Raw genomic sequence first — 26,878 nt, 5'->3', positions numbered from 1 at the left:
TGGAATTTTGTCTATTGGTTTTTGCTAAGATTTTCAATAGTTCACTTTTATCACTGAATTTTGGAAAACTTCACTTAACTTCACTTCTTATTTTTTCTTTATAAATCAATAAATTGATAAAAAATAAGTGATAAAAGTGATAAAAGTGATAAAAATAGAAAAACTTTTTGAAAATAAAAAAAAGAAAGGTGAAAAAATGCGTTTTCTTGCGTTGATTTGCGTTGAAGAAATTTAGCTTATGAATTTAATTCATACTAGATAGGGCTTATCTTGAACATTCAACGCATTTTGCGTTGAAAACACTACATTTAATGCGCGGGCGGGGCGAGGATATGCTAGCGATTTTTCAGCCGTGCATTTCCCGGCATTTAGCGCAACTAGAAGCGCGCTAAGAAGGGAAAATAAAAAATATGTAATAACACTAAGCTAAGAGAAACGCCGTAAAATAGGCGTTTCATAGCGTTTTTATGGCTGTATATAAATACAGTTATAAATAATCAAAACTTTTGATTATGAATAATTCTCATAAATATAAATAAGATTTTGCTTAGGGGTGCTTACATTTCGCAATATATTCCCCCCATACTTTCATTAGATAATGCTTTTGCGTTGCATAATTTGAATGGTTATAACTTCGACTAACATCATTGCCAACAAGGTGAGCAAGGCACGCTTCAATATAATCGCCCTGAATTAAAGGATCGTGTAAACTGTGCATATAGGTGCTAAAAATCGAGCGCAAGCCGTGAGAAGTTAGCACGCCTTTATATTTTTGTTCGTGCATATTCTTGATCGCATTATTCGCTGATTGACTACTTTGATGATTTGTTTTACTTCTAAAGCTATGAAAAATATATTTATGATTCCCCGTAAACTTTCTTTGTTCATCTAAAAGCTTTATGGCTTGTTCATTTAGTGCAATGATATGCTCTTTGCCTGCTTTCATTTTACCGGCGGGAATCGTCCATATTTTCTTTTCAAAATCAATATCAGTCCATTTTGCACGTACAGCTTCATTGGCTCTTGTTGTAGTTAAAAGCTGCCATTCAACTAAATTTTTTGTATATGCAAATGAATTACAAAGCCATAAATCACGCAAAAATTCCGGTAATCTTTCAGGCGGAATAGTCGGATGTGACTTTGCCTTTACCGTCTTGAATGATTGCCGCAATGTTGTTAAAGGATTGTGGCTAATATATCCGCACGCTAACGCATAATCTAAAATCTGTTTTGATGTTCCTGCAACTTTTTTAATGGTGTTATTCTTCGCTGTTTCCATTGGCTTTAAGTAGGCGTGCCATTCTGCTAACGTGATTTTATTAAGTGGTATATCGCCAAATTTAGGGTAAATATACAGCTCAACGCGCCGCATACAATCATCAACATCTTTCACGCTTTCCCGTCTATATTCGCGGAAAAGTTCGGCTACCTGCTGAAAGGTCATTTCTTCTATTTCTGCTTTTGCTTCCTGTTCCGCTTTGTAATTTCGTGGGTCAATGCCTTGTTTAACGAGTGAATTATATTCAAGCGCGATTTTACGAGCTTCATCAAAAGAAAGAGTAGGATAACGACCTAAAGAAATTTTAGGGCGTTGCCGCTTATTGGTTGGATTGGTGAATATGTAGAACCAGCTATAAGATCCGCTTGCCTTATTAGCCTTAATATAGAGATTTTCAATAGTATCCCCTTTCAATTGCTCAGGGGATAAAGAACGGATAATTTTGTCGGTAAGTTTAATGCTAGCCATAGTTTTTAAGCCTTTGAAATACAATAAATTTATCTCTAATTGTTCCCTCGTTTTCGCCCAAAAACAGGCGAGGGAACAATGAGGGAACAATCGCTAAAAACTAAGGTGAACAACAAAAACAATAAAAACAGCTAAATAATTGATTTTATTGAATTGTCAAAACAGAAAAAACACAGAAAACACTAAAAAACAAAGAATTGGTGGAGCTGGGGGGAGTTGAACCCCCGTCCGAAATTACTCTACCTTCAGTACTACACGCTTAGTCTAGTCTTTAATTTCACTTAATCACTGCGGACAGACACGCGATAACTAAGCTAGCTTGATTCAATTTAACGCTTCGATCCTCAAGCGGAGGCGTCCACGCGATCTCGTTTGGATTTGACTCCTCTTGATCCCCGTCTTACGAGCGGAAGCTAGGGAGAGAAGGCTATGAGCAGGTTATTAAGCTGCTAAAGCGTATTGTTCGTCGTTTGCGACTATTTTTTTGCGGTTTATTTACGAGGCCAACCGCACCTCGACGTGCACCTTGGGCTTCGCTAATCCCGTCGAATCCAGAATCAGCCCCAAAATTTGGTTAATTCTATCAAGGAATTGATTGAATTTAAAGAGAAATAAAATAAAAAGGCTAGAAATATACTAGCCTTTTCTAGTTATCACTGATATTACTAAATTATTTAGTTAAACTTTCAATTTTTTCAACTGCGGCGTCTTTCGCTTCAGTTACTTTTTCTACTGCAGCATCTTTTGCTTCTACCGCACTATCTTTAACCGCTGCGGCTTTGTCCATTGCAGCATCTTTTACTTCAGCTGCTTTTTGTGCTGCTGAATCAACTACTGAACTTGCTTTTTCTACTGCGGCATCTTTTGCTTCTACGGCAGCATCTTTTACATCTGCCGCTTTTTCTGCTACTGCATCTTTAGCACCAGTTACTTTTTCTACTGCTGCGTCTTTCATTTCAGCTGCTTTTTGGGTAGCCGCATCAGCCATAGAAGTTACTTTATCAGCCGCTGTATCTTTCATTTCAGTCACTTTTTGTGTTGCTGCGTCAGCCATTGAGCTTGCTTTTTCAGTAATTACATCTTTAGCTTCAGTAATTTTTGATACTGCAGTGTCTTTTACATCTTTTGCAGCTTCAACTGCTGCATCTTTAACATCTGATGCTGCTTGAGCTACAGCGTCTTTTGCTTCAGAAACGCTTGATTTTGCATTTTCAACTTGTGCTGAAACTTTGCTTTCTTTATCGAAACAGCCAGTTACAGTTAAAGTTGCACCTAATACTAATGCGGCTAATAATGATTTTTTCATTTTTACTCCTAAATAAATAATTCAATAATGAGATACAAACCCCACGTTTGCGGTGCATAGTCTGTAACAAAAATGTGGAAAAATAAACTACTATTTACATTTTTTTACGTATTAATTTTAACAATGTTTAAGATGATGCTTTTAACTTATTGAAATTAAATAAAAAGATATTTTTTAAATAATAGATTGTTATTTTATGTAAAGAATGGAACTTTTACGAATGATGAATTTTATAGCTTAATGTGGTTGTTTTATCATCGTTATGCGTTTTAGACAGAAAATTTTGATGTAAAAAAATCTGCACTTAACGCTTATTTTAAGGTTAAAGTGCAGATTTAAAGTGCGGTCAATTTTTTCTTAGTTTTTGTTATTGCGTAGCTTGAATTGCTGTTAGTGCGATAGTGTACACAATATCATCGACTAATGCACCGCGAGAAAGGTCGTTTACTGGTTTACGCATACCTTGTAGCATCGGACCAATAGAAACGAGATCTGCAGAGCGTTGTACCGCTTTATAGGTGGTGTTACCAGTATTTAGATCAGGGAATACGAATACTGTCGCTTTACCTGCAACTGGTGAGTTTGGTGCTTTAGAACGCGCTACATCTTCCATAATTGCCGCATCATATTGTAATGGACCATCAATAATAAGATCAGGGCGTTTTTCTTGAGCAAGACGTGTTGCTTCTTTCACTTTTTCTACATCTGCACCACTACCAGATGTGCCTGTAGAGTAGGAGATCATTGCCACTTTCGGATCTATACCAAAGGCTTTCGCAGAATCGGCGGACTGAATTGCAATTTCGGCAAGCTGTTCTGCGGTTGGATCTGGGTTTACTGCACAGTCACCATAAACAAGCACTTGATCTGGTAATAGCATAAAGAAGATGGAAGAAACAATAGAATTACCCGGTGCGGTTTTGATAATTTGCATTGGTGGACGAATGGTATTTGCTGTGGTGTGTACTGCACCTGAAACTAGACCATCTACTTCATTTGCTTCTAACATCATGGTACCAAGTACTACGGTGTCTTCTAGCTGTTCACGTGCGAGTGCTTCAGTCATTCCTTTATTTTTACGCAATTCGACTAAACGTGCTACATAGTTTTCACGTACGCTCGCAGGATCAATGATTGTGATACCTTTACCTAGTTGTACACCTTGGGCTTCAGCAACACGCTGAACGTCAGCTGGGTTAGCTAAAAGTACACATTCTGCAATACCACGTTCTGCACAAAGTGCAGCCGCTTTGATTGTGCGTGGCTCGTCCCCTTCAGGCAAGACAATACGTTTTTTCGCTTGACGTGCTAATTCGGTTAATTGGAAACGGAAAGCTGGTGGCGATAAACGACGTTGGCGAGAAGATTCGGCCACAATTGAATTGACAAATTCAGTATCAAATTGTTGGCTTGTGTATTGTTTAATGCTTTCAATACGTTCTTTATCATCCACAGGTACTTCAAGGTTGAAACTTTGTAATGCAAGGGCGGTTTGCCAAGTATTCCCTTCAATACGGAAAATTGGCAATCCTGTACTTTCAAAAACAGGTTGGCAAAGTTTTTTAATTTGGCTATCTAGTTTGTATCCACCAGTTAAAAGCAAGCCACCTAATTCAATACCGCTGCTTGCTGCAAGGGCGGCGGCAACTAGCACATCAGGGCGATCAGCTGAAGTGACTAACAAGCTACCATTACGGAAGTGTTCAACCATATTAGGTAAGCTTCTTGCGCAGAAAGTAATGCTACGAATACGGCGAGTCTGGATTTCCCCTTCATTGATAATGGCTGCGCCTAAATGTTTTACCAAATCAATGACACGGGTGGCGATAAGTTCTGCATTCCAAGGAATACAAGCGAGTATTTTGATTGGGCTTTTTTCAAATAAGTTATATACTTCAGCCACGTTGTTATGACTATGTTGATAAGCGTCAAAAATTTCACTTAAATCAGGGCGAGTACGACCAGATTCATCAATTGGTGCATTAAATTTGTTAATGACGACACCCAATAAGTTTTTGTTATTTTTACCCCCAAATTGTGAAGCAGCGGCTTCTACACGCTCTTTAAGCTGAGCTGGCGTTTCTGTTGAAGGGGCAGCCACAAGAATGATTTCTGCATCTAAGGCTTGGGCAATTTCATAGTTAATGCTGTTTGCATAGCTATGTTTACGTGTTGGAATTAATCCTTCAACAATGATAATTTCATTGTTTTTAGCTAATTGTTGATGATTTTCAACAATTTTTTCTAATAAAACATCAGATTGATTTTGACCAATCAAGCTTTCCGCTACGCTCAGCATAAACGGCTCAGCAGTTTCAATAGAGGTGCTAGTACGAACGATAGAGGTGCTGCGATCGAGTTTATCTTCGCCAGTATTTGGTTGTGAAATTGGTTTCATAAAACCAATTTTTGCGCCTTTTTCTTCAAGTGAACGAATTAAACCAAGGCTAACACTGGTTAAACCAACGCCAGCACTCACCGGAATAAGAATAATTGTGCGAGACATAATAAACCTTTAGGTTAAATAATGAAAAAGAAACTGCCGAATGATTCGGCAGTCTGTTTATAACGTTAGATACAAAGTTTTGCAGTATCTTGTGCAATAACAAGTTCTTCGTTTGTTGGAATCACCATTGCAACAGGCGTGTTGTCTGCGGTGATCACACCTTCGTTACCAAAACGAGCAGCAAGATTTTTAGCGTTATCTAGTTTATAACCGAAGAGTGTTAAATGCGCTAAGGTTTTTTCACGAACAAGTCCTGAGTTTTCACCAATACCGCCAGTAAACACAATAGCATCTAAACGCTCACCAATCACAGCCATATATGAACCGATATATTTTGCTAAACGGTAACAGAATACATCTAATGCACGTTTTGCTGCGGCTTCTGCATCATAGTTGTCTTCGGCATAACGACAGTCGCTGGTGACTTCTGTTAAACCTAATAACCCTGATTTTTTGGTTAATAGAGTGTTGATTTCCTCAACGCTCATACCTAGATTGTCGTGTAGGTAGAAAATGATTGCGGGATCTAAATCACCAGAACGTGTCCCCATCACTAAGCCTTCTAATGGGGTTAAGCCCATTGACGTATCAATACATTTACCGTGACGAACGGCAGCTACAGAGGCACCGTTACCTAAGTGACAAGTGATCACATTAACTTGATCCGCTGGCACATTTAAACGCTCAGCGGCTTGCTGGCTTACATAGTAATGGCTTGTACCGTGCGCCCCATAGCGGCGAACACCGTGCTCTTTATATAAAGAATAAGGAATTGCATAAAGATAAGCTTCTTCAGGCATTGTTGTATGGAATGCTGTATCAAAAACCGCCACGTTTTTATCTTTTAAGTGCGGGAACATTTTGAACGCTTCTTCAATACCAATTAAGTGAGCTGGGTTGTGTAATGGTGCAAATTGGATCGCGTCTTTAATACCTTGAATCACTTCATCATTGATGACAACAGAAGAAGTGAATTTTTCACCACCGTGAACAATACGATGACCAATTGCTACAATTTCATCTTTTAATGATGGATCGAGTGGGAAAATATTGTTCACAATAAATGCAAGCGCTTCACTGTGTGCCGCACCAGCACCTAATTCGGCATTGCCTTTTTCACCGTGTAATTTCCACTTAATACGTGCATCGGGTAAATGGAATGCTTCTGCTAAACCAGATAATTTTTCTTCACCCGTTACCGGATCTAAAATTGAAAATTTAAGTGATGAACTACCGCAGTTAAGTACGAGAACTAATTTTTGAGACATAAGTAACCTATCTTTAATTAAGTTAAAAGGAATCCGTCTAAAATAGCCTAAACGGAGCGACATATAAAAGTCGTTAGATCTTGCATAGGATACACTGTTCACTCAATAAAATAAATTCTCAAGGCAGAAAAAATACGATATTTATCAAAAAAATGATTAAAAATTAAAATTTTTTTATAAAAAATAAACCCAAGAGAAAGGAAAAGAATGGGCTATAATGCCCAAATTGATTACCGTTCAGCATAACAAGGAAAACAATGAAATTTTTCACCGCACTTCAACAAGGACAACAATATCTCGACACTTGGCCATTAATGCCTAAATTGGGAATGATTTTCCCCGAAAATCGCGTAATTAAAGCCACTCAGTTTTCACAAAAGTTGATGCCATTTTTGGCAGTGTTTGCATTGGTGTGGCAACAAATGTACGCCAAAGGGGATATGGTGGCGCTGGCGGCAACAATATTAACAGCACTTTTTTCTTTGTGTTTACCTTTGCAAGGGCTTTATTGGCTCGGCAAGCGTGCGAAAACACCATTGCCTCAACAAAGTGCGGTGCAATTTTTGCAAATTTGTCAGCAGTTAGAAAAAGTCGGAAGTGGTGTCAAGATACCAGAGAAACCGACTTATCAAGATCTCGCATTCGTACTAAAAAAGGCAGCACAAAAATTGCCCGCAGACGTTTGGCAATCCTTATAATGCTCTTAATATGTGCTTTGTTGATCCCGCTAAAAGCGAGTGATATAGTACGGCACTTTTTAACCTTTAGGATAAAAAACTGCAAATAATGCTACGCAAACGTTTTCGTTTTTTGCTAGAATAGCGCGGTCATAAATATCCTATCTATTGTAGAGATTATTTTCGTGAACAATTATTTAGATTTTATTATTATCGGAATTATTGCTTTTTCTATTATTGTCAGCCTTTTGCGTGGTTTCGTGCGTGAGGTGATGTCCCTTGCAAGCTGGGTTGTCGCTTTTTTGGTCGCAAATCATTTTTATCCTTATGTTGCCAACTTTTTAACTCAAATTGAATCAGGCTATATTCGTAATGGCGTAGCCATTGCCATCTTATTTATTGCCACTTTAATCATTGGGGCAATTGTGAATTATTTAATTAGCCAACTGGTAGATAAAACCGGGTTGTCTGGCACAGATCGTGTATTAGGTGGCTGTTTTGGCTTATTACGTGGGGTATTGATTGTTGCGGCACTCTTATTCTTTGTCGATACCTTTACTAACTTTAGTCAAAGTGATGTGTGGAAAGAATCAAAATTAATCCCGCACTTTGGCTTTATTGTGGAATGGTTCTTTCAAAAAATTCAGGAAAATTCCAGTTTATTAAACTCAACATTAACTCAATAGGGGATAACACGAATGTGTGGTATTGTCGGTATAGTGGGGACAAGCCCTGTCAATGAAGCAATTTATAATGCCTTAACGGTTCTTCAACACCGAGGGCAAGATGCAGCAGGAATTGTCACTATTGATGATGAAAATCGCTTCCGTTTACGTAAGGCAAATGGGCTGGTAAGTGATGTTTTCCAGCAAGTACATATGCTACGTTTGCAAGGCAATGCTGGCATTGGGCACGTTCGTTATCCGACTGCGGGCAGTTCCAGTGTTTCTGAGGCGCAGCCTTTTTATGTAAACTCACCTTATGGCTTAAGCCTTGTTCATAACGGTAATTTAACGAACTCTGAACAACTGAAAAAGACCTTATACGAACGCGCTCGCCGCCACGTGAATACCAATTCAGATTCAGAAATTTTGCTTAATATCCTAGCCTATCATCTTGATCATATTTATACCCAACACCTTTCGCCCGAAGATATTTTTCACGCGATTAAAGCAACACATAATGATATTCGTGGTGCTTATGCTTGTGTGGCAATGATTATCGGACACGGAATGGTTGCGTTTCGTGATCCGAATGGGATTCGTCCTTTAGTGCTAGGAAAACGTGAAGAAAATGGCAAAACAGAATACATTTTTGCCTCAGAAAGTACCGCACTTGATGTGGTTGGTTTTGAATTTGTACGTGATATTCAGCCGGGAGAAGCGGTTTATATCACCTTTGACGGCAAATTTTATGCACAGCAATGTGCGGATAATCCAAAATTGACGCCGTGTATTTTTGAATACGTCTATTTTGCCCGTCCAGATTCCAATATTGATGGGGTTTCTGTTTATGCTGCGCGTGTGCATATGGGTAAATATCTGGGCGAAAAAATTGCGCGTGAATGGAAAACGTTAGACATTGACGTGGTGATCCCCGTACCAGAAACGTCAAATGATATTGCCTTACAAATTGCCCATATTTTGAATAAGCCTTATCGTCAGGGCTTTGTAAAAAATCGCTATGTAGGACGCACTTTTATTATGCCCGGGCAAACTCAGCGAGTGAGTGCAGTGCGGCGTAAACTCAATACCATTTCTTCTGAATTCAAAGGCAAGAACGTGCTATTAGTAGATGATTCGATTGTACGTGGTACAACATCAGAGCAAATTGTTGATATGGCGCGTGCTGCAGGGGCGAAAAAAATCTACTTCGCCTCAGCCGCACCAGAAATTCGTTATCCTAATGTGTACGGCATTGATATGCCAACAAAACACGAACTCATTGCTTATCAACGAGAAGTGGACGAAATTGCGGCACTGATTGGCGTGGATAAATTGATTTTCCAAGATCTTGATGCGCTAACCCAATCTGTCCAACAAGAAAATCCAGCAATTAAAGATTTTGATTGTTCTGTGTTCACAGGGCATTATGTAACAGGCGACATTACACCAGAATATCTTGATCATATTGCCGATTTACGCAATGATAGTGCCAAGAAAAAGCGTGAGAAAGACGCCACTAATCTTGAAATGCACAACGAGAGCTAATGACCAAACAACGTTTAATTATTGCCATAACGGGTGCTTCAGGAGCGATTTATGCCATACGTCTATTGAGCGTGTTGCAAAACGTTCCTGAGCTTGAAACCCATCTAATTATCAGCAACGCCGCCAAGCAAACTTTGAGTGCCGAAACCGATTATAGCATTCAACAAGTACGTGCTTTGGCCGATAAAACTTATGATATTCGCGATATTGGCGCCGCCATTTCTTCGGGATCTTACCGCACATTGGGAATGGTGATTCTGCCTTGTTCAATTAAAACCTTGTCAGGTATTGCACACAGTTACACCGATGATCTCATCACTCGTGCGGCAGATGTTTGTTTAAAAGAACGTAAGCCGTTGTTTCTTTGCGTGCGAGAAACGCCGTTACATTTAGGCCATTTACGCTTAATGACCCAAGCAGCAGAAATTGGGGCAACCATAATGCCTTTAATGCCAGCCTTTTATCATCGCCCTGAAAGTATTGATGATATTATCAATCAGAGTATCAATCGTCTTTGCGATCAATTTGGTATTACGCTTGAGCAAGATTTATTTCAGCGTTGGGGAGAATAAGCGTAATAGGGCGATTTTCTCTCTTGAGCATCCCATTGAAAATCCTTTAGCCCTATTGAATAATATAGGGCTTTTTACTATGGTTATTGCTGCTTAAAGCAAAGGCTTGCGTTAAAAAAACTGAGAACAAAGTTTTAATTAAATATGTGGCAATAAAAGCGTTTGTGATATTTTAATGCAATATCAGGGCTGCATATATCGTATAGCAAATATGGTTTTGTAAATGTGAAACTCGGCTACCGATAACATAGGGTAATACTAAGAAGTTTATAGCAATGAATATGATAAATGATGAAGAAAAAGCATTATTTCGTGATGCAATACGCGGGGTCAAACCATTAACACAAAATGAAATCGTGCCAATGTATAGACAAACGAAACAAAAACAGGCACAACGGGAACAACGCGAAACAGAAGATACATTATTCTTTTTCTCTGATGATTATGAGCCTTTATTAAATGAAGAGGGCGCAGTGAAGTATTTGCGAGAAGGGGAAGACACTTATCTGCTGAAACAATTACGTCGTGGTGATTTTTCACCTGAATTATTTTTAGATTTGCACGGTTTAACGCGAGAAAAAGCAAAATTGGAACTCGCGGCGCTAATTCAAGCCTGTGAAAAAGAGCATATCTATTGTGCAAGCATTATGACAGGCTATGGCACTTATACGTTGAAACGCCAAATCCCTCGTTGGCTTGTGCAGCACCCGCGAGTTCGCGCGTTACACCAAGCGCCGAAAGAATGGGGTGGGGAAGCCGCAATTTTAATTTTGCTTGATGTATAGTGTTCTCCTCGCAAGCACGCTATGCGTTAAGATAGCCTCTAAGATTATCCATTTGTTTTTCAGCTTCATTCAGCCCTAATTCATACATCGCTTGAATTTTTTGTGGATCTTTTTCGATACGCTTAATTTTCAGATCTTGTGATGGGCGAATGACGAAAATTTTTCCCGCCTTCTCTAACTTAATAATATTCTCAATTTGTTGATTATACGCATCAGCGCGTTGGATAAGTTTTTCAGCCAAGCGGGGATAGTGACGGTAGAACCCACTAATCAGCCATTTTGCCGAAGGTTTTTTGCGATAATCTAAAGTGCGGGTCAAAATGACGATGATTTTGTCGTAGCCCAACGTTTGGCAAAAATCTAAAGGAATGCTATCAGCAATGCCCCCATCTAAATATTTTTTGCCATTTATTTCAACATATTGTGAAACAAAGGGCATTGCAGAAGTGGCGCGTAAGGTTTCCATTTGAGCAAAAGGATCGGTGATTTTTACATATTCTGCTTGCCCTGTTTCAATATTGGTTAGCGTGGCGTAGAAATCAGTATTCGCTTGCTTGAATGCATCATTATCAAAGGGATCAAGCGTAAACGGCAGTTGATAAAAGGCAAAATCCTTGTTCACAATATTGCCTGTGGTCACTAAGCTAGTTAAGCCGAGATAGCGTTTGTCATTTAAATATTTTAGGTTATAGCGAATGACACGCCCTGCTTGCTTAGAAGGATAGTTCACGCCAAATAATGCGCCTGCTGATACGCTCACTATGCCGTCAATATGTACATTTTCGTTAAGAAACACATCAAGCACGCCAGCAGTGAACATTCCACGCATTGCACCGCCTTCTAACACTAATCCCACTTTCATTCGTTTTTCCTTTTAAAATACAACGGCAAGATGATAACACTTGGCGAGGGTTCATCAAGCAATAAATTTACTTTATAATGCCAGCCCATTCGATGAAATTAGGATATAAAAATGAAAATTGCCCTAGGTATTGAATATAACGGCAAGAATTATTTTGGCTGGCAACGGCAAGAGCGTGTAACAAGCGTGCAAGCCTGTTTAGAAAAAGCCATTTCTTTTGTGGCGAATGAAGAATGTCAAATTTTCTGTGCGGGAAGGACGGATTCAGGTGTTCACGCAACGGGGCAGGTGGTGCATTTTGAAACCAATGCCATTCGTGCAGAAAGTGCGTGGAGCTTTGGGGTGAATGCCAATTTGCCTGATGATATTGCGGTCTCTTGGGCAAAACAGGTCGATGATGATTTTCACGCACGTTTTAGTGCCACTGCACGTCGTTATCGCTATGTGATTTATAACAATAAACTGCGTTCCGCAATTTTACCAGAGGGCGTAACGCATTATCATCAACCTTTGGAGCACCGATTAATGCACCAAGCTGGGCAAGCATTATTAGGCGAAAATGATTTTTCTTCTTTCCGTGCCGCACAATGTCAATCGCATACGCCGTGGCGAAATGTGCATCATTTAAATGTGGTCAGACAAGGAAAATACATTATTGTGGATATTCAGGCGAATGCCTTTGTGCATCATATGGTACGAAATATCGTGGGAAGTCTAATGGAAGTCGGGGCAGGGCGTCAGCCTGTGGAATGGATAGGTTGGTTGCTGGCGCAGAAAAATCGCAAACTGGCAGCACCCACCGCAAAACCTGAAGGGCTTTATTTAGTGCAAGTTCATTATCCCGAATCATTTGACATTCCTCAAAATGCGCTTGGGCCACTTTATTTGTCGGATCAGTTATAATGTTTAAAAGCTAGAATATTATAATAAATTATGGTCTAATAAGCGGAATTTTTTGTTAATAGAAAGGGTTAAAATGAGCTGGATTGATCGAATTTTTAGTAAGAATACGGCATCAAATACGCGTAAGGCGAATGTGCCAGAAGGCGTTTGGACAAAATGTACTTCTTGCGAACAAGTATTATATCGCGATGAATTAACGCGTAATTTAGAAGTTTGTCCAAAATGTGGACACCATATGCGTATTGATGCGCGTACCCGTTTATTGGCATTGTTAGATAAAGAAAGTGCGGTGGAAATTGCAGCCGATCTTGAACCAAAAGACATTTTAAAATTCAAAGACTTAAAAAAATATAAAGATCGCTTAACCGCAGCACAAAAAGAAACAGGTGAAAAAGATGCGCTCATTGCTATGGCTGGGACATTATATGGGATGCCTGTGGTTGCTGCCGCGTCTAACTTTAGCTTTATGGGCGGCTCAATGGGGGCTGTGGTTGGAGCAAAATTTGTACAAGCAGCGGAAAAAGCCATTGAGGATAATTGTCCTTTTGTGTGTTTTTCTGCCAGTGGTGGTGCGCGTATGCAAGAAGCCTTGATTTCCCTTATGCAAATGGCCAAAACCAGTGCCGTATTAGCAAGAATGCGTGAAAAGGGCGTGCCGTTTATTTCTGTACTAACAGATCCAACGCTAGGCGGTGTTTCAGCAAGTTTTGCAATGCTTGGCGATATTAATATTGCTGAACCAAAAGCCTTAATTGGCTTTGCAGGCCCGCGTGTGATTGAGCAGACTGTGCGTGAAAAACTGCCAGAAGGTTTTCAACGCAGTGAGTTTTTATTAGAAAAAGGGGCGATTGATATGATCGTAAAACGCGGCGATATGCGTGAAACCCTTGCGAGTTTGTTGGGGAAACTTTCTAATAAGCCTTCTCCTTTTGTGCAAGCTGAATTAGTAGAAAACCTTCCTGAGAATGAATAATTTTAAGTTATCTTTAACAGCCACTTCGCCTTTGTCGCAGTGGCTTTCTTATTTAGAACAAAGCCATTTTAAAGCCATTGATTTAGGTCTTGAGCGCATTAAATCCGTTGCACAACAACTTGATTTGCTTAATCCTGCCCCCTTTGTGATCACCGTTGGTGGGACAAATGGCAAAGGCACAACTTGTCGCCTGTTAGAGCAGATTTTGCTGAATGCAGGTTATCGCGTCGGGGTGTATTCTTCACCGCATTTAATTCGCTACAACGAGCGTGTTCGCATTCAAAGTCAGGAATTACCCGATGAGCAACATAGTGCCTCTTTTGCTTTTATTGAGCAGAATAAAACGCAATCTTTAACTTATTTTGAATACAGCACCTTATCGGCGTTATATTTATTTAAACAAGCTAAGCTAGATGTCGTTATTTTAGAGGTTGGGCTAGGCGGTCGATTAGATGCGACCAATATTGTAGATAGCGATATTGCGGTGATTACCAGTATTGATATTGATCACACTGATTTTCTTGGCAACACCCGTGAGCAAATTGCGTTTGAAAAAGCAGGGATTTTTCGTGCCAATAAACCTGCCATTATTGGTGAGCCTAATGTGCCAAACACAATGTTGGAACAAGCACAAAAGCAACATTGCCAGTTAAGCCGTCGTGGGGTAGATTGGACGTTTAGCCAAACCGCGCAAAGCTGGCAATGGCAACGTGAACACTGTCATAATCAAGCAAGTGAAAACAAAAAAGTGCGGTTGGAAAATCTGCCTTTTCCGCATATTCCTCTTGCTAATGCCGCCACGGCTTTAGCGGTGTTACCTTATTTGCCTTTTCACATTGCAGAACAGCATATTCGTGAAGCGTTACAAAATGTGCAACTTGCGGGACGTTTTCAGCCTTTAGAGAGTAAACAACGGCAAGGCCTGGCTAAGCTGTTACATTGTAACGAAAAAACATTGCCACAGGTGATCGTTGATGTCGGGCATAATCCGCACGCAGCAAAATATTTAGCGGAAAAACTCACCGCACTTAAAAAACCGACACAACGTATTCTCGCCGTTTGTGGTATTTTGAAAGACAAAGATGCGCAAGGTGTCTTTTCTCCCTTGCTTGATATTATAGATGAATGGTATTGCGTGAGTTTATCCGTTGCACGAGGACAGCGCAGCGATGAGTTACTGGCACAATTGAACCAGCTTGCTTTATCGCAAGGAAAAAAAATCAATGCGTCTGCAGAAATATCAATGACACAGGCATTACAAAGTGCGGTACAAAATTCGCAAGAAAATGATGTGCTGCTCGTGTTTGGCTCATTTTATACCGTAGGGCAGTTATTAGAATTACTCGCATAAAAAAATGCCCAATGAAGGGCATTTTTTATGGTAAGCGATAAAGGTTGGTAAGCTGTTATGCTAACGATGCGACCATTACCGCTTTAATGGTGTGCATACGGTTTTCTGCTTGATCAAAGGCGATGTTCATTGGTGATTCAAACACCTCTTCCGTGACTTCAATACCGTTTGCTAAGTGCGGGTATTTTTCGGCGATTTTTTTACCTACTTCGGTTTCGCAATTATGAAAAGCTGGCAGGCAGTGCATAAATTTCACTTTAGGGTTACCACTGCGTTGCATTAGGGTTGGGGTAACTTGATAAGGCAAGAGTAACTCAATGCGTTCGCCCCAGCTTTCAAGTGGTTCACCCATTGATACCCAGACATCAGTATGAACGAAATCAACGCCTTTAACGGCAAGATCAATCTCTTCTGTAATGGTGATTTTTGCCCCTGTTTGCTGTGCGAATTCTTGGCACATTGCCACGAATTCTGCTTCTGGCTGCAAGGCTTTTGGGGCGCAAATGCGCACGTCCATTCCTAATTTTGCCCCGATTAATAATAAGGAATTGCCCATATTGTTGCGTGCATCACCAATATACACATAGCGAATTTCAGACAATGGCTTATCACAATGTTCCATCATTGTAAGTACGTCCGCCAGCATTTGGGTTGGGTGAAATTCATCGGTTAGCCCATTAAACACAGGCACGCCAGCATATTCTGCCAGTTCATTCACAACGGCTTGTTTAAAACCACGGTATTCAATGGCATCATACATTCGCCCCAATACACGCGCGGTGTCTTTCATACTTTCCTTATGTCCAATTTGCGAAGAATTGGGATCAATATAGGTTACATTTGCACCTTGATCATAAGCCGCCACTTCAAAGGCACAGCGTGTGCGGGTAGAGGTTTTTTCAAAAATTAAGGCAATGTTTTTGCCTTTTAATTTAGGCTGCTCTGTGCCTGCGTATTTCGCGTGTTTTAAGTCTTTGGCAAGTTGCAGTAAAAATTGAATTTCTTGTGGGGTGTGGTGTACAAGGCTCAGTAAATGACGGTTTTTTAAGTTAAAGGGCATAATTTTTCCTCTTATGTTGTGTTTGCGAATTTTGTTGGTATATTACTGATTTCTTTTAAGCGAATAAAGGTAAATTATGTTAGATCACGCATTATTAAGTTTAACGCACGAACAACAGCAAGAAGCGGTGGAAAAAATTCAGGCATTAATGGAACAAGGCATAAGTAGTGGTGAGGCAATTACGATTGTCGCCAAAGCACTACGCGAACAGCACCAACAAAACGCAGAAAACCATTCCTGTTAAGGAATAATTTCATACCTAAATAAAAATTTTTGGAGTAATTTTTTATTTGCTGAACTGTGTAAGCAACACATATATAAAGAAATTTTGTGATCTCTGTTTGATTTTAGAAGATTGGTTCTTGCGAAAAAGAGAAATTTATTTGAATATTTACTCGAAAAATTAGGGAATAAGGCGAGTGCTTTATTGGTTTTCAAAATTCTATCAGAGATAGAAAATCCATTTAGAGGTGAAATGTTTATTATGGAAGTTGGTGTTGTTAAATGGTTCAATAACGCAAAAGGGTTTGGATTTATTTCAGCAGAAGGGAATGATGCAGATATTTTTGCGCATTATTCTGTGATTGAAATGGAGGGTTATCGTTCTTTAAAAGCTGGGCAAAAAGTCAATTTTGAAGCGGTACACGGTGATAAAGGCTCGCACGCAACCAAAATCGTCCCAGTTGTAGAATAGATAAAGTAAGTTCATATCCTTTAAGAAAAAGGCAAAGTTTAGCACTTTGCCTTTTTTCTGTTCTATTTTAATGTGCTTGTGCGTATTTTCTATTATGAAAAATCACATAAATATGCGGCAAGATTTGGCTTATCATATTGAGTTGTTGAATTGGAATGCCCACTTCAGATTGGCTCAGTTTTTCTCCTTGTTGCTCATTTAGTTGTTGCAAGGATTGATGAATGTTTTTTTGCAGCTTATCAAACACAGGCTGCGATAAGGATTCAATATGCTCTAATGCGTAGATCAGTTTTTTCGCAATAGGATAATATTCTGCCATAAAATCAATATTTTGCTGAATTTGCTTAATATGTTTGCGGTAAGCACCAAGGGCAGAAATATAGCTTAATAAGGAATAATTGAGTTTTAACATTTCAAAGCCTTCTTGTAAGTGATCTTTGTATTTTTCTGGATCACTATTCATATTAGACATCGTCGCGCTAAGCGCGGTGGCATATTCGTGCGCTTTTCGGCGTGCAATGCGATATTGCAAGTTATCACATTTACCAAATTGAAGTTGGCTGATGATATACAACAAATATTTGCCATCACTTTGAATGGCTTTGTGAATCACTTGGCTAAGTTGTAGATACTTCCAATCAGGCCATAAATAGGAAACCGCAATCCAAGCAATAAAAGCGCCTGCTAAGGTATCAATTAAGCGAGAATAAAGGGCAGAGTGAATATCAAAGCCAATTATATTAAAGCTAATAAGTACCTGTAAGGTAATGAAAAACGTGGAAAAGCTGTAATTATTACTGCGGAAAAAGAAAAATAACGTACTGGTTGCTACCACCAAGCCCATCTGTAAGGCTAAGGTCGGGTGGGCATAAGGTAATAATGATCCAATAATTACCCCGAGAATAGTCCCAATAATGCGTTGTTTTAAGCGTAATTTCGTGGCGGCATAATTCGGTTGGCAAACAAAGACAGCCGTGAGCAAAATCCAGTAACCGCGTGAAAGCTGTAAAAATTCTACGATGGTACAGCATACAAAAACCACAATCGACAATCTGACTGCGTGGCGGAAAAGCTGTGAATCAAAACTTAAATGGCTACGAATGGTGAGCCAAATATTTTTTAGCCCTGTTACATCGCTATCATCGTGAATTTTCACCCAGCGGTGATGTGTTTCAGAAGATTCAGGGGCTTGCCCTAAATGGCGTAGCTGCCAGTCCACCCCTTGTAAATTATTAATTAGGGTTTTGATCGCGGTATTTTGCGTATCATCTTGATGCTGCTGCGCATAATGCTCAAAAGATTGATTTACGCCAGCTATTGCACGTTCTAAACGAGGGTTATAGCGATAATGGCTATTTTGTTGCAGGCTTTGTGCAAAATCACGGCACGCTTGAGCTTGCAACTCTAAAAGGCGTTGAATACGAAAGATTAAATCCGTATTTTTAAGCTGCTGCGCTAAGACTTGATAATTAAAATAACTAGAATTAGCGCGTTCGTGAATATCTTGTGCTGCAAAATAATAATTGATCATCTGTGTCGTACGCGTGTGGCGATATTGCCCGCGAATACGGTAAAACAGCGCAGTACGGCAAGCATTAAAGGCATTAATCAGTTGGCTATTTTTCATCGCAAGGGTAATTTGCTTGCTTTCGAGTTGATCAATATCATCGGGATCAAAAAATAAGGATTTTGCTTCTAAATATTCAGCTAATGCTAAAAAAGATTTCGCCACCGCATCTTGCACTGGGCGGTTAGGAAAAAAAAGATAAACGATAATCGCGGTAATGCTATATAGCAATGTACCTAATAAAATTAATAAGGAATTGAGATACCACAGGGTTTCAGGTTGATAGGTGAGGGTGGTGTAAAGGGCAACCACCAGCGTACCAAAAGAAATCGTATTGTAACGTTGTCCCACCGCACCGATCATCGTAAAAATAAAGGTGATGACTGTCATCAACAGAGTAAATGCCACCCCATTACCCAACGTGAGTTGAACGCTCAATGTGGATACCGAAAAGGCAAGTAGGGTATAGAAAATATTTTTCAGCCGCCCAGTTAAACGATTGTCTAAATCTGCTAAACCGCCAGCAATAATGCCTAGCACCAAAGGCATACTTTGCTGTGAAATATCAAATAACCAAACGGAAAAAGCAGCAATGTTTACTGCAATAAAAACAGGAATGGTTGCGATAACTTTGGCATTTAGCCAGTTATTGATTGTCATTTTTATACCCTAAATTGCATTAACGCGAGATTTATTTTAACCGCGCTTTGAGATAATTGGCATAATCTGGCACTTGAATATCAACAGTTTGGTTAAATAATTGACTTTGCACCAAAAAGTCAGCACTGGCGATATTCATTGCAACAGGAATATTCCACACCGTAGCAATACGCATTAAGGCTTTGACATCAGGATCGTGCGGCACGGCATTCATTGGATCCCAAAAGAAAATCAGCACATCAATTTTCTGTTCTGCAATTAATGCACCAAGCTGTTGATCCCCGCCCATAGGACCGCTTAACAATGGTGTGATGGGAAGAGCAGTTTCTGCTTGGATTAAATTGCCCGTTGTCCCTGTGCCATAAAGAATATGAGCAGAAAGTAAAGTGCGGTGCTTTTTACACCAATTTATTAAATCTTGTTTACAGTGATCGTGGGCAACCAAAGCAATATGTTTATTTTCTGCAAGCTGGCGCGTGGTATTTTGCATTTTTCCTCCAGATAGCAAAAAGTGAGCGTAAAGCCCACTTTTTCTCAATAATAATTTACGATTATTTTTGTTTTTTTGCCCAATTTAAGAAACGTGTTTGCGTTTCTTTATCTGCTTGTTGGAACCAATATTGTAATTGCTGTTCCACCACATTTTCACCTTGTACGGTAATTTTACCTTTTTGTGCTTTTGCTGCAGAAGGCAGTGCTGCTGGCATTGCTGTTGTGGCAAAAGAAGATACCGAAGCAACCGCACCTGAAGCGTTGTACTCAGAAAGATTGTCAATCAGATTTAAACCGGGTAAGAAACCTTCCTGTTTTAATAGATCCTGTTTAAATGGCACATTTTTTCCAGAAACAGTTTTTACGCTAACAACAGGGTTTTTATTATAAGCTTCAGTTTCACGCTCATCTTCAAGGTGTGGGGCAGAAATCACAACGTCTTCTGCTGTCCCTTGGAAAGTGACGATGATTGGATTGGATTCAAATAATGCCCGATCAGAACCACCCGATCTCACCACTTCACTTACACGCACCACAACTTGATGGGGTTGTGTATCATTAGCTTTAAAAGAATTTGTTGATTTTAAAAGAGATTTACTCGCCTTTTGTCCGTCAATGGCTAAAAAATCAACATTAGATGAACTGGTTACCATACCAGCAAAACTTGCTGTACTAGTGAATAACGCTGCGGTAGCTAATGCAGCAAAACGAAATTTCATATTCGCTCCTTTCATATAAGGGATAATGTTTTATTTTGATTCACTTTAATCATTTAAAGTGGACTTGGCTATGCTATGCTAATTTGGCAAAAATGAAAATAAAAAATTTTATTTTTGCTTGAAATTTGCGCAGTTAAATGACATTGGAATGATTTGGATCATTAGGAAGGAAAATGAACGTAAAAAAATTTGCCGTTTATGGGTGTGTGCAAGGGGTAGGGTTTCGCTATTTCACTTGGAAAGAAGCCACAAAAATCGGGCTAACGGGCTGGGTAAAAAATCGCTCAGATGGAAGTGTATTGGTTATTGCGAAAGGTTCAGAACAACAATTAACCCAACTTTATCAATGGTTACAACGTGGCTCACCCAGTGCGGTGGTGAAACAGGTCATTATGGAAGATTATCTTGGTGATGCAGTTTTCCACGATTTTTCTGTACGTCGTACTTAATGCAGATCAAATAAGTCGCACTTAATGCAGATCAAATAAACAGAATATCGCGTTATTGAATGCCTCAAAATACAAGCCTATAACGGGTTAAAGAACGGGAAGCCAAGCCATAAGCAAAATGTACCTTGTTGTATTGGGACAGAACGCTGTTTTCTTAGTTAATTGGACGAAGTTTGCGATAGCCTAACGCGAGTACAAAGCCTAATGCCTGTAACAAAATAATGGTTGGGCCTGTAGCCGCATCAAGATGATAGCTCAGAATTACGCCAAGAAAACTGCTTATTGTAGCAGTGGCAATGGCAATAAGTAGCATTGTGTTGAAATTTTTACTCAACACATAAGCGGTGATCCCCGGTGAAATCAGCATTGCGGTGACTAAAATAATCCCGACCACTTGCATTGTGCTGATGATCGTTAAGGCGAGCAAAAACAGCAAACCATAATGCAATTTTGTTACCGTAAGCCCAATTACACGCGCGTGGTTTGGATCAAAACAGAAAAGCAAAAAATCTTTTCTTTTCAGTAAGATAATCAACAAAACTAGCGTGGCGATAACCAGTGTTTGAACTAATTCCTGTGGGGTAATCCCTAATAAATTGCCGAATAGAATATGGGAAAGGTGTTGTTCCGTCTCGACCTTACTAAATAGCACAAGCCCCACTGCGAACATTCCTGAAAACATAATGCCCATCACCGTGTCTTCCTTAATGCGGCTGTGAGATTTTAAATAGCCAATGCCAAAAGCACAGCATAAGCCAGAAACTAATGCACCTATGGCTAAGGGAATGCTTGCTACATAAGCCAACACGATTCCCGGTAAGATCGAATGAGAAATGGCATCGCCCATTAGCGACCAGCCTTTCAAAATCAAAAAACAAGACAATACAGCACAAATCACGGCAATGATTAATGCCATAAATAACGCATTTTGCATAAAAGGATAACTGAGCGGTTCAACCCACCAGTTCAGTCCGACGTCAATCCAATTCATTATTCCTGCTCCTTATTAGCAGAACGCGTGTGGCGTAAAATGCCGTATTTAGGGGAAAAGAAAAACGCGGCTAAGAAAAGTGCGGTCTGAAAACACACAATTAATCCGCCTGTTGCACCGTCTAAATAATAGCTGATATACACCCCCAATAAACTGCTCCCTATGCCAAAGCTTACTGCAATGATCACTAAGGTTTTAAAGCGATCCGTGAGTAAATAGGCCGTTGCCCCCGGTGTGATGACCATTGCGATCACCAAAATTGCGCCAACGGTTTGCAAGGCAGCCACCACACAAGCACTTAACAGGGCAAAAAAGAGTATTTTGTAATAACGTGGTGATAATCCTACGGTGGAGGCTTGCATTTCATCAAAAAAGACCAGTAACAGATCTTTCCAAAAAATCAGTAATAGGATAAAACAAATGCTAATAATGATTGCCACTTGCCAAATATCTTCTACTGAAATACCTAAAAGGTTGCCTAATACAATATCTTGTACGTTAATGGCGGTAGGATTGAGAGAAATAATAAATAATCCCAGTGCAAAAAAGGTGGTAAAAATAAACCCGATCACTGCGTCTTGACGTAAGTTTGATAAGGATTTTACCCATAAAATAGAAAGTGCGGCTAAAATTCCTGAAAAAAATGCCCCGATTACATAAGGGAAAGAGAACGCATAGGCGATGGCAACCCCGGGAACAACAGAATGCGAAAGGGCATCCCCAATTAATGACCAACCTTTCAACATTAAATAGGCGGATAAAAACGCACAAATTCCTCCCACCATTGCGCTTAATATAAGGGCGTTGATCATATACTCATAATGGAAAGGTTCTAATAATAAGGCGATCATTGGGTGTTCTCTTGAGTCGCACGGCACGGGCAATCTTCCACATTACAATCACGAATAATCGGCGCAGGTGGATCATTTTTAGTTTGTCCATAAAACACCGCAGGCAGTTCATCGTCGGTGAGAACGGTAACGGTACGTTCATCTTCATCATCGTGTAGATCGCGTGCGCTGAGTTTGACATTGCGCAACACACCACCAAAGACCTGTTCTAAATTTTGTTGAGTGAAGGTGCTGGCAGTACTGCCTTGCGCAAGCACTGTGCGGTTGATCATAATCACTTGATCACAATAATCAGGGACAGCCCCTAAATTATGGGTGGAGACAAGAATTAAATAGCCTTCTTTACGCAAATTGGCAAGGAGATCCATAATTGCTGCTTCCGTTTGTACATCAACGCCCGTGAAAGGTTCATCAAGCAGAATAATTTTGCTTTTTTGCGCAAGTGCGCGCGCAAGAAAGACGCGTTTTTTCTGTCCACCAGAAAGCTCGCCAATTTGACGTTGTGCAAGGTGCGCAATATTTAAACGTGTCATTGCAAGCTGAACTTCTTGTTTATCAAGTGCGGTGGGAATTCTTAGTAAATTCATATAGCCATAACGCCCCATCATCACCACATCATAAACGGAAACAGGAAATTGCCAATCCACCTCCTCACTTTGTGGCACATAGGCGATTAAATTTTGTTTTAGTGCGTTTTTAATTGGCTGATCACAAAGCAAAACTTGCCCTTGTTGTGGTTTGACCAATCCCATTAAACTTTTAAATAAGGTGGATTTACCACTCCCATTCACGCCCACCAATGCACAGGTTGTCCCGCCTTGTAATTGAAAAGACACATTATGAATGGCGGTATGTCCGTTGTTATAACGGACGGTGACATCCTGTACCTTAATGGTGGGCTGATTATTGGGCATTTTCAAATCCTTCAATAATGGTTGTTATCGTGGTGTTAAGCAAATCTAAATAAGTGGGAACTGCCCCTTTGGCATTGGAAAGGGAATCCACATATAGCACACCACCATAATGAATGTGGCTTTCTTTCGCCACTTGTTGAGCAGGTTTTGGCGAGATGGTACTTTCGCTGAAAATCACTGGAATATGATGTTGGCGAATTAAATCGATCATCTGGCGTACTTGTTGCGGTGTGCCTTGCTGTTCTGCATTTATCGCCCAAAGATAAACTTCTTTAAAGCCATAATCCTGAGCGAGATAGCTAAAGGCGCCTTCAGAAGTGGCAAGCCAGCGCTGCGCTTGGGGAATTTTATCAAATTTAGGACGAAGTGTGCTATCTAAAGTGCGGATCTTTTTTGCATAATTTTCCGCATTTTGACGGTAGGTTTCTGCATTTTGTGGATCATATTTAATCAACGCATTTTTGATATTTTCCACATAAACTAACCCATTACTTGGCGACATCCACGCGTGTGGATTTGGGATTTTTTTCTCGACACTTTCCGCAATAAAAATTGGCTGAATGCCTTCTGTTACCACCACGGCAGGTTTATCTTGCACATTCTGGAAAAAACGTACGAACCAACGCTCTAAGTTTAGCCCATTCCATAATACCAAATCCGCAGACTGTGCTTTAACAATATCTTTTGGCGTTGGCTCATAGCCGTGAATTTCCGCGCCGGGCTTGGTAATAGATTCTACGGTTGCTGCATCACCTGCAATATTTTGTGCAATGTCTTGAATGATGGTAAAGGTTGTGACGACTTTAAATTTAGCATAGCTGAGATGACTGAATAAGATTGTCGCGATTAAGCTCGCCATAGTGAATAATTTCAACATAAATCCCCTTAAAGTGAATGGTTTTTAATGATTATAAAGGGTAAATCATTGCAAGTAAATGAGAATGGTTCTCAAGTTATAAGCATTTTGCTGGTTTTGGTAATCCAGCCAGTTTCGTTGCTTGCTTTGCAGGGCCTTCTGGGAATAAACGTTGTAAGTAACGGCTGTTGCCTTTATCTTCCCCTAATTTTTGTGCCATTGCTTTCACCAACATTCTGATCGCTGGGGAAGTGTGGTATTCCTGATAAAAATCGCGTACAAAATGAATGACTTCCCAATGTGCTTCGGTTAGCGTGAGTGCTTCTTGCTGTGCAATAGCTAGCGCGACATCAGGCGTCCACTGGGTTAAATCCAATAAATAGCCTTCATTATCTGTTTCGATGATTTGATTGTTAATATTCAACATTTTTCTTTCCTTTATCGTTTTTTTAATTATACAAAAACGCCCCTAGAAAGGGGCGTTGAATTTACCGATTAAAGCAATTATTAATCATTGCGTAAAATACCGAGTAAGTTTAATAAACTCACAAAGATATTATAAATAGACACATAAAGGCTCACGGTTGCACGGATATAATTGGTTTCACCACCGTGAATGATGCTACTGGTTTGATATAAAATGCCCATACTAGAGAAGACGATAAATAATGCACTTAACGCAACATAAAATGCAGGCATTTTAAAGAAGAAACTGGCAATCATTCCCACTACAAGCACAATAAATAGCGTAAACATCATACCTGAAAGGAATGACATATCTTTTTTCGTGCTTAATACATAGAAAGAACAGGCGAAGAACACCGCTGCAGTTCCGCCAAGTGCAAGGGCGATTAAATCTCCCAATCCTGCACCGATGTACATATTTAATACCGGCCCTAAAGAATAGCCAATAAAACCAGTTAAGGCGAAGGTTGAAAGAATTCCCCACGCACTATTTTCTAATGCACTATTTAAAAATAATAAGCCATAAAATCCCACTAATAACACACCGAAATGTAATGGGGCAACATTTAAGGTCATTGCCACATAAGCAACAATGGCAGAAAAAGTTAAGGTTAAAGCGAGCAAGAAATAGGTATTGCGTAACACTTTATTGGTGGCTAATACCGATTCTTGGCGGCTGTCTTCAACGATTAAACGAGATTGCATAAACGCTCCTGTGATGAATATAAAAGTTAGACTGATAAAGTATAGGCTAGAGGGGGGAAAAGTCAATGAATAGCAATGGATTTTTATTTATTTTCCTATTGCCGTGAATAGGCAAAAAACACGGAGATTGTTATAATTCAAAACATAATGTTAAAGAAGACATCAGCAATCACACGAATGACAACACAATTAGAAAAACACTTTTGGCAACATAAATCACTACTGGAAATGAATGAGGCAGAATGGGAAGCCTTGTGCGATGGTTGTGGAAAATGCTGTTATCGTAAATTTATTGAAGGGCGAGGGCGTCGAAAAACCTTATACTTTACTCGCATTGCGTGCAATTTATTAAATTTAGAAACAGGAAAGTGCGGTAATTATTTGCAACGTTTTCAACTTGAGCCAGATTGCACTAAACTGACAAAAAAGAATTTACCCGACTTTCATTGGCTACCCGCGACCTGCGCGTATCGTTTGTTGTATGAAAATAAACCGCTTTTTGATTGGCATCCATTAATTTCTGGCGATCCAAACACCGTTAAACTCGCCCATATTCCCATTGCCAATGGCATTCACGAAAAAGAGGTGATTGATTGGTTTGAGTTTGTGATTGATGAGCCGTAATTTATATTTAGCCTTAAGGTACATATTTTAAAGACTGATACTTGGTTTTACCTGAAAAGTGAGATTTAAGGCTTTCATCACTTTTAATATCGTTGCAAAAGTTGGGTTGCCTGAACCCGATAAGGCTTTATATAACCCTTCTCGGCTAATTCCTGTTTCTCTTGATAATTGGCTCATATTTCTTGCTTTGGCAATATCGCCAAGTGCAGAAAGAATGAGTTCCATATTATCTTCTTGTAAAACTTCATTAAGATAAAGTTGCATTTCTTCTTCATTGTTGAGGTATTCAGCTACATCAAAATTGGTTAATTTTTCCATTGGTTAAACTCCCAGCGTTTTAGCTAATTGTTTCGCTTTTAAAATATCCTTAGATTGAGTGGATTTATCACCACCACATAATAAAATAACCCATTCACCATTATTGATTTTTCAGATAGATGCGGTAACCTTGCCCTTCAGTAATTCTCAGTTCAGATAATCCTTCACCAATAGGTTTGACATCACCGAAATTTCCAAATGATAAACGTTTTAGTCGTGCAAGAATTTTGATTTTCGCACGTTGATCTTTAAGATTTTTTAGCCATTTATCGAAGGTTTCGGTACGTTTTATAGAAATCATTGAAATAACTAGCGGGTTAGAGAATGGATAAATTATATCTTAAAATGTGTAT

Annotated in this window: 28 protein-coding genes, 1 other RNA gene and 1 pseudogene; 12 read left to right on the top strand and 18 right to left on the bottom strand. The window is 39.6% G+C overall.

Translation table 11 applies throughout. The features are described 5' to 3' along the window. Nucleotides 1-547 precede the first annotated feature (547 nt). The 5 genes from L5B90_RS01585 to L5B90_RS01565 form a co-directional block, all read right to left on the bottom strand. The gene (locus L5B90_RS01585) at nt 548-1,747 is read right to left on the bottom strand and encodes a tyrosine-type recombinase/integrase (RefSeq protein WP_265761948.1); all 1,200 of its coding nucleotides are present in this window, start codon (nt 1,745-1,747) and stop codon (nt 548-550) included. A 198-nt stretch (nt 1,748-1,945) separates the two neighbouring features. Then, nucleotides 1,946-2,312: a transfer-messenger RNA gene (gene ssrA / locus L5B90_RS01580) on the bottom strand. Nucleotides 2,313-2,417: 105 nt separating this feature from the next. Further along, nucleotides 2,418-3,053, bottom strand: a complete 636-nt coding sequence (locus tag L5B90_RS01575) for a hypothetical protein (RefSeq protein ID WP_250364508.1) — start codon at nt 3,051-3,053, stop codon at nt 2,418-2,420. A 367-nt stretch (nt 3,054-3,420) separates the two neighbouring features. Further along, nucleotides 3,421-5,559 carry a phosphate acetyltransferase gene (gene pta / locus L5B90_RS01570; protein WP_250364509.1) on the bottom strand — a complete coding sequence of 713 codons (2,139 nt, stop codon included), beginning with the start codon at nt 5,557-5,559 and terminating at the stop codon, nt 3,421-3,423. A gap of 65 nt (nt 5,560-5,624) precedes the next feature. Next, nucleotides 5,625-6,827: an acetate kinase gene (locus L5B90_RS01565; RefSeq protein WP_250350296.1), complete on the bottom strand. Its 1,203-nt coding sequence runs from the start codon at nt 6,825-6,827 to the stop codon at nt 5,625-5,627. Between the two features lie 257 nt (nt 6,828-7,084). On the opposite strand from L5B90_RS01565, the gene yfbV reads away from it, so the two are divergent. The 5 genes from yfbV to smrB all read left to right on the top strand — a co-directional run bounded on the left by yfbV (nt 7,085) and on the right by smrB (nt 11,071). Beyond that, complete coding sequence (yfbV, locus tag L5B90_RS01560) at nt 7,085-7,525, top strand: terminus macrodomain insulation protein YfbV (protein WP_250364510.1); 441 nt, start codon at nt 7,085-7,087, stop codon at nt 7,523-7,525. Between the two features lie 164 nt (nt 7,526-7,689). Continuing rightward, the gene (locus L5B90_RS01555; protein ID WP_250350294.1) at nt 7,690-8,190 is read left to right on the top strand and encodes a CvpA family protein; all 501 of its coding nucleotides are present in this window, start codon (nt 7,690-7,692) and stop codon (nt 8,188-8,190) included. Nucleotides 8,191-8,202: 12 nt separating this feature from the next. Next, a complete protein-coding gene (purF, locus tag L5B90_RS01550) occupies nt 8,203-9,714 on the top strand; it encodes an amidophosphoribosyltransferase (protein WP_250350293.1) in 1,512 nt (503 codons plus the stop codon). Next, nucleotides 9,714-10,286 (top strand): UbiX family flavin prenyltransferase, encoded by a 573-nt coding sequence (locus L5B90_RS01545; protein WP_250364511.1) that lies wholly within the window; start codon nt 9,714-9,716, stop codon nt 10,284-10,286. Before purF ends, L5B90_RS01545 begins: the two co-directional genes overlap by 1 nt. 281 nt (nt 10,287-10,567) lie before the next feature. Continuing rightward, the gene (smrB, locus tag L5B90_RS01540; RefSeq protein WP_250351694.1) at nt 10,568-11,071 is read left to right on the top strand and encodes an endonuclease SmrB; all 504 of its coding nucleotides are present in this window, start codon (nt 10,568-10,570) and stop codon (nt 11,069-11,071) included. 19 nt (nt 11,072-11,090) lie between these two features. On the opposite strand, the gene L5B90_RS01535 is transcribed toward smrB, so the two are convergent. Then, entirely contained in the window at nt 11,091-11,933 is an 843-nt protein-coding gene (locus L5B90_RS01535; RefSeq protein ID WP_265761947.1) for a patatin-like phospholipase family protein, read from the bottom strand. A 111-nt stretch (nt 11,934-12,044) separates the two neighbouring features. Between L5B90_RS01535 and truA the strand changes: the two genes are divergently transcribed. The 3 genes from truA to folC all read left to right on the top strand — a co-directional run bounded on the left by truA (nt 12,045) and on the right by folC (nt 15,160). Then, on the top strand, nt 12,045-12,836 hold the full coding sequence (truA, locus tag L5B90_RS01530; RefSeq protein ID WP_265761946.1) for a tRNA pseudouridine(38-40) synthase TruA: 792 nt from the start codon (nt 12,045-12,047) through the stop codon (nt 12,834-12,836). Between the two features lie 73 nt (nt 12,837-12,909). Beyond that, complete coding sequence (gene accD / locus L5B90_RS01525) at nt 12,910-13,809, top strand: acetyl-CoA carboxylase, carboxyltransferase subunit beta (protein WP_250350288.1); 900 nt, start codon at nt 12,910-12,912, stop codon at nt 13,807-13,809. Next, nucleotides 13,802-15,160, top strand: coding sequence for a bifunctional tetrahydrofolate synthase/dihydrofolate synthase (folC, locus tag L5B90_RS01520; protein ID WP_265761945.1), 1,359 nt, complete (start codon nt 13,802-13,804; stop codon nt 15,158-15,160). Before accD ends, folC begins: the two co-directional genes overlap by 8 nt. A gap of 55 nt (nt 15,161-15,215) precedes the next feature. On the opposite strand, the gene L5B90_RS01515 is transcribed toward folC, so the two are convergent. Next, nucleotides 15,216-16,220, bottom strand: coding sequence for an ornithine carbamoyltransferase (locus L5B90_RS01515; protein WP_265761944.1), 1,005 nt, complete (start codon nt 16,218-16,220; stop codon nt 15,216-15,218). A 76-nt stretch (nt 16,221-16,296) separates the two neighbouring features. Here L5B90_RS01515 and L5B90_RS01510 point away from each other — a divergent pair, with 76 nt between their 5' ends. Next, nucleotides 16,297-16,464, top strand: coding sequence for a YoaH family protein (locus L5B90_RS01510; protein WP_250362976.1), 168 nt, complete (start codon nt 16,297-16,299; stop codon nt 16,462-16,464). Nucleotides 16,465-16,704: 240 nt separating this feature from the next. Then, nucleotides 16,705-16,914, top strand: a complete 210-nt coding sequence (gene cspD / locus L5B90_RS01505) for a cold shock domain-containing protein CspD (protein WP_103852945.1) — start codon at nt 16,705-16,707, stop codon at nt 16,912-16,914. Nucleotides 16,915-16,981: 67 nt separating this feature from the next. On the opposite strand, the gene yccS is transcribed toward cspD, so the two are convergent. The 3 genes from yccS to L5B90_RS01490 form a co-directional block, all read right to left on the bottom strand. Beyond that, the gene (yccS, locus tag L5B90_RS01500; RefSeq protein ID WP_250351693.1) at nt 16,982-19,135 is read right to left on the bottom strand and encodes a YccS family putative transporter; all 2,154 of its coding nucleotides are present in this window, start codon (nt 19,133-19,135) and stop codon (nt 16,982-16,984) included. A 37-nt stretch (nt 19,136-19,172) separates the two neighbouring features. Then, nucleotides 19,173-19,631 (bottom strand): methylglyoxal synthase, encoded by a 459-nt coding sequence (mgsA, locus tag L5B90_RS01495; RefSeq protein WP_250362977.1) that lies wholly within the window; start codon nt 19,629-19,631, stop codon nt 19,173-19,175. A 61-nt stretch (nt 19,632-19,692) separates the two neighbouring features. After that, the gene (locus L5B90_RS01490) at nt 19,693-20,352 is read right to left on the bottom strand and encodes a curli polymerization inhibitor CsgI-related protein (protein ID WP_250350283.1); all 660 of its coding nucleotides are present in this window, start codon (nt 20,350-20,352) and stop codon (nt 19,693-19,695) included. 173 nt (nt 20,353-20,525) lie between these two features. On the opposite strand from L5B90_RS01490, the gene L5B90_RS01485 reads away from it, so the two are divergent. Continuing rightward, nucleotides 20,526-20,801, top strand: a complete 276-nt coding sequence (locus tag L5B90_RS01485; protein WP_250362978.1) for an acylphosphatase — start codon at nt 20,526-20,528, stop codon at nt 20,799-20,801. Nucleotides 20,802-20,955: 154 nt separating this feature from the next. Here the strand turns inward: L5B90_RS01485 and L5B90_RS01480 are convergent, their stop codons facing one another. From L5B90_RS01480 to L5B90_RS01455, 6 genes are all read right to left on the bottom strand, one after another. Beyond that, a complete protein-coding gene (locus tag L5B90_RS01480) occupies nt 20,956-21,792 on the bottom strand; it encodes a metal ABC transporter permease (protein WP_250362979.1) in 837 nt (278 codons plus the stop codon). After that, nucleotides 21,792-22,643 (bottom strand): metal ABC transporter permease, encoded by an 852-nt coding sequence (locus L5B90_RS01475; protein ID WP_250362980.1) that lies wholly within the window; start codon nt 22,641-22,643, stop codon nt 21,792-21,794. The genes L5B90_RS01480 and L5B90_RS01475 overlap by 1 nt, the downstream gene beginning before the upstream one ends. After that, entirely contained in the window at nt 22,640-23,557 is a 918-nt protein-coding gene (locus tag L5B90_RS01470; protein ID WP_250362981.1) for an ATP-binding cassette domain-containing protein, read from the bottom strand. Before L5B90_RS01470 ends, L5B90_RS01475 begins: the two co-directional genes overlap by 4 nt. Continuing rightward, nucleotides 23,547-24,434, bottom strand: a complete 888-nt coding sequence (locus L5B90_RS01465) for a metal ABC transporter substrate-binding protein (protein ID WP_442778755.1) — start codon at nt 24,432-24,434, stop codon at nt 23,547-23,549. Before L5B90_RS01465 ends, L5B90_RS01470 begins: the two co-directional genes overlap by 11 nt. Nucleotides 24,435-24,510: 76 nt before the next feature. Then, nucleotides 24,511-24,840: a TusE/DsrC/DsvC family sulfur relay protein gene (locus L5B90_RS01460; protein WP_250350278.1), complete on the bottom strand. Its 330-nt coding sequence runs from the start codon at nt 24,838-24,840 to the stop codon at nt 24,511-24,513. 80 nt (nt 24,841-24,920) lie between these two features. Beyond that, on the bottom strand, nt 24,921-25,583 hold the full coding sequence (locus tag L5B90_RS01455) for a Bax inhibitor-1 family protein (RefSeq protein WP_250350277.1): 663 nt from the start codon (nt 25,581-25,583) through the stop codon (nt 24,921-24,923). A gap of 177 nt (nt 25,584-25,760) precedes the next feature. On the opposite strand from L5B90_RS01455, the gene L5B90_RS01450 reads away from it, so the two are divergent. After that, entirely contained in the window at nt 25,761-26,207 is a 447-nt protein-coding gene (locus L5B90_RS01450; protein ID WP_265761943.1) for a YcgN family cysteine cluster protein, read from the top strand. 27 nt (nt 26,208-26,234) lie between these two features. On the opposite strand, the gene L5B90_RS01445 is transcribed toward L5B90_RS01450, so the two are convergent. Beyond that, on the bottom strand, nt 26,235-26,525 hold the full coding sequence (locus tag L5B90_RS01445) for an addiction module antidote protein (protein WP_250350275.1): 291 nt from the start codon (nt 26,523-26,525) through the stop codon (nt 26,235-26,237). A gap of 3 nt (nt 26,526-26,528) precedes the next feature. Beyond that, nucleotides 26,529-26,826, bottom strand: a pseudogene (locus tag L5B90_RS01440) (type II toxin-antitoxin system RelE/ParE family toxin). Nucleotides 26,827-26,878 lie beyond the last annotated feature (52 nt).

The sequence above is a fragment of the Avibacterium sp. 20-129 genome (genome assembly GCF_026226845.1).
Taxonomy (GTDB): Bacteria; Pseudomonadota; Gammaproteobacteria; order Enterobacterales; family Pasteurellaceae; genus Avibacterium.
The sequence above is the reverse complement of the archived record's forward strand: the minus strand, read 5'-3'. Positions and strand labels throughout refer to the sequence as shown.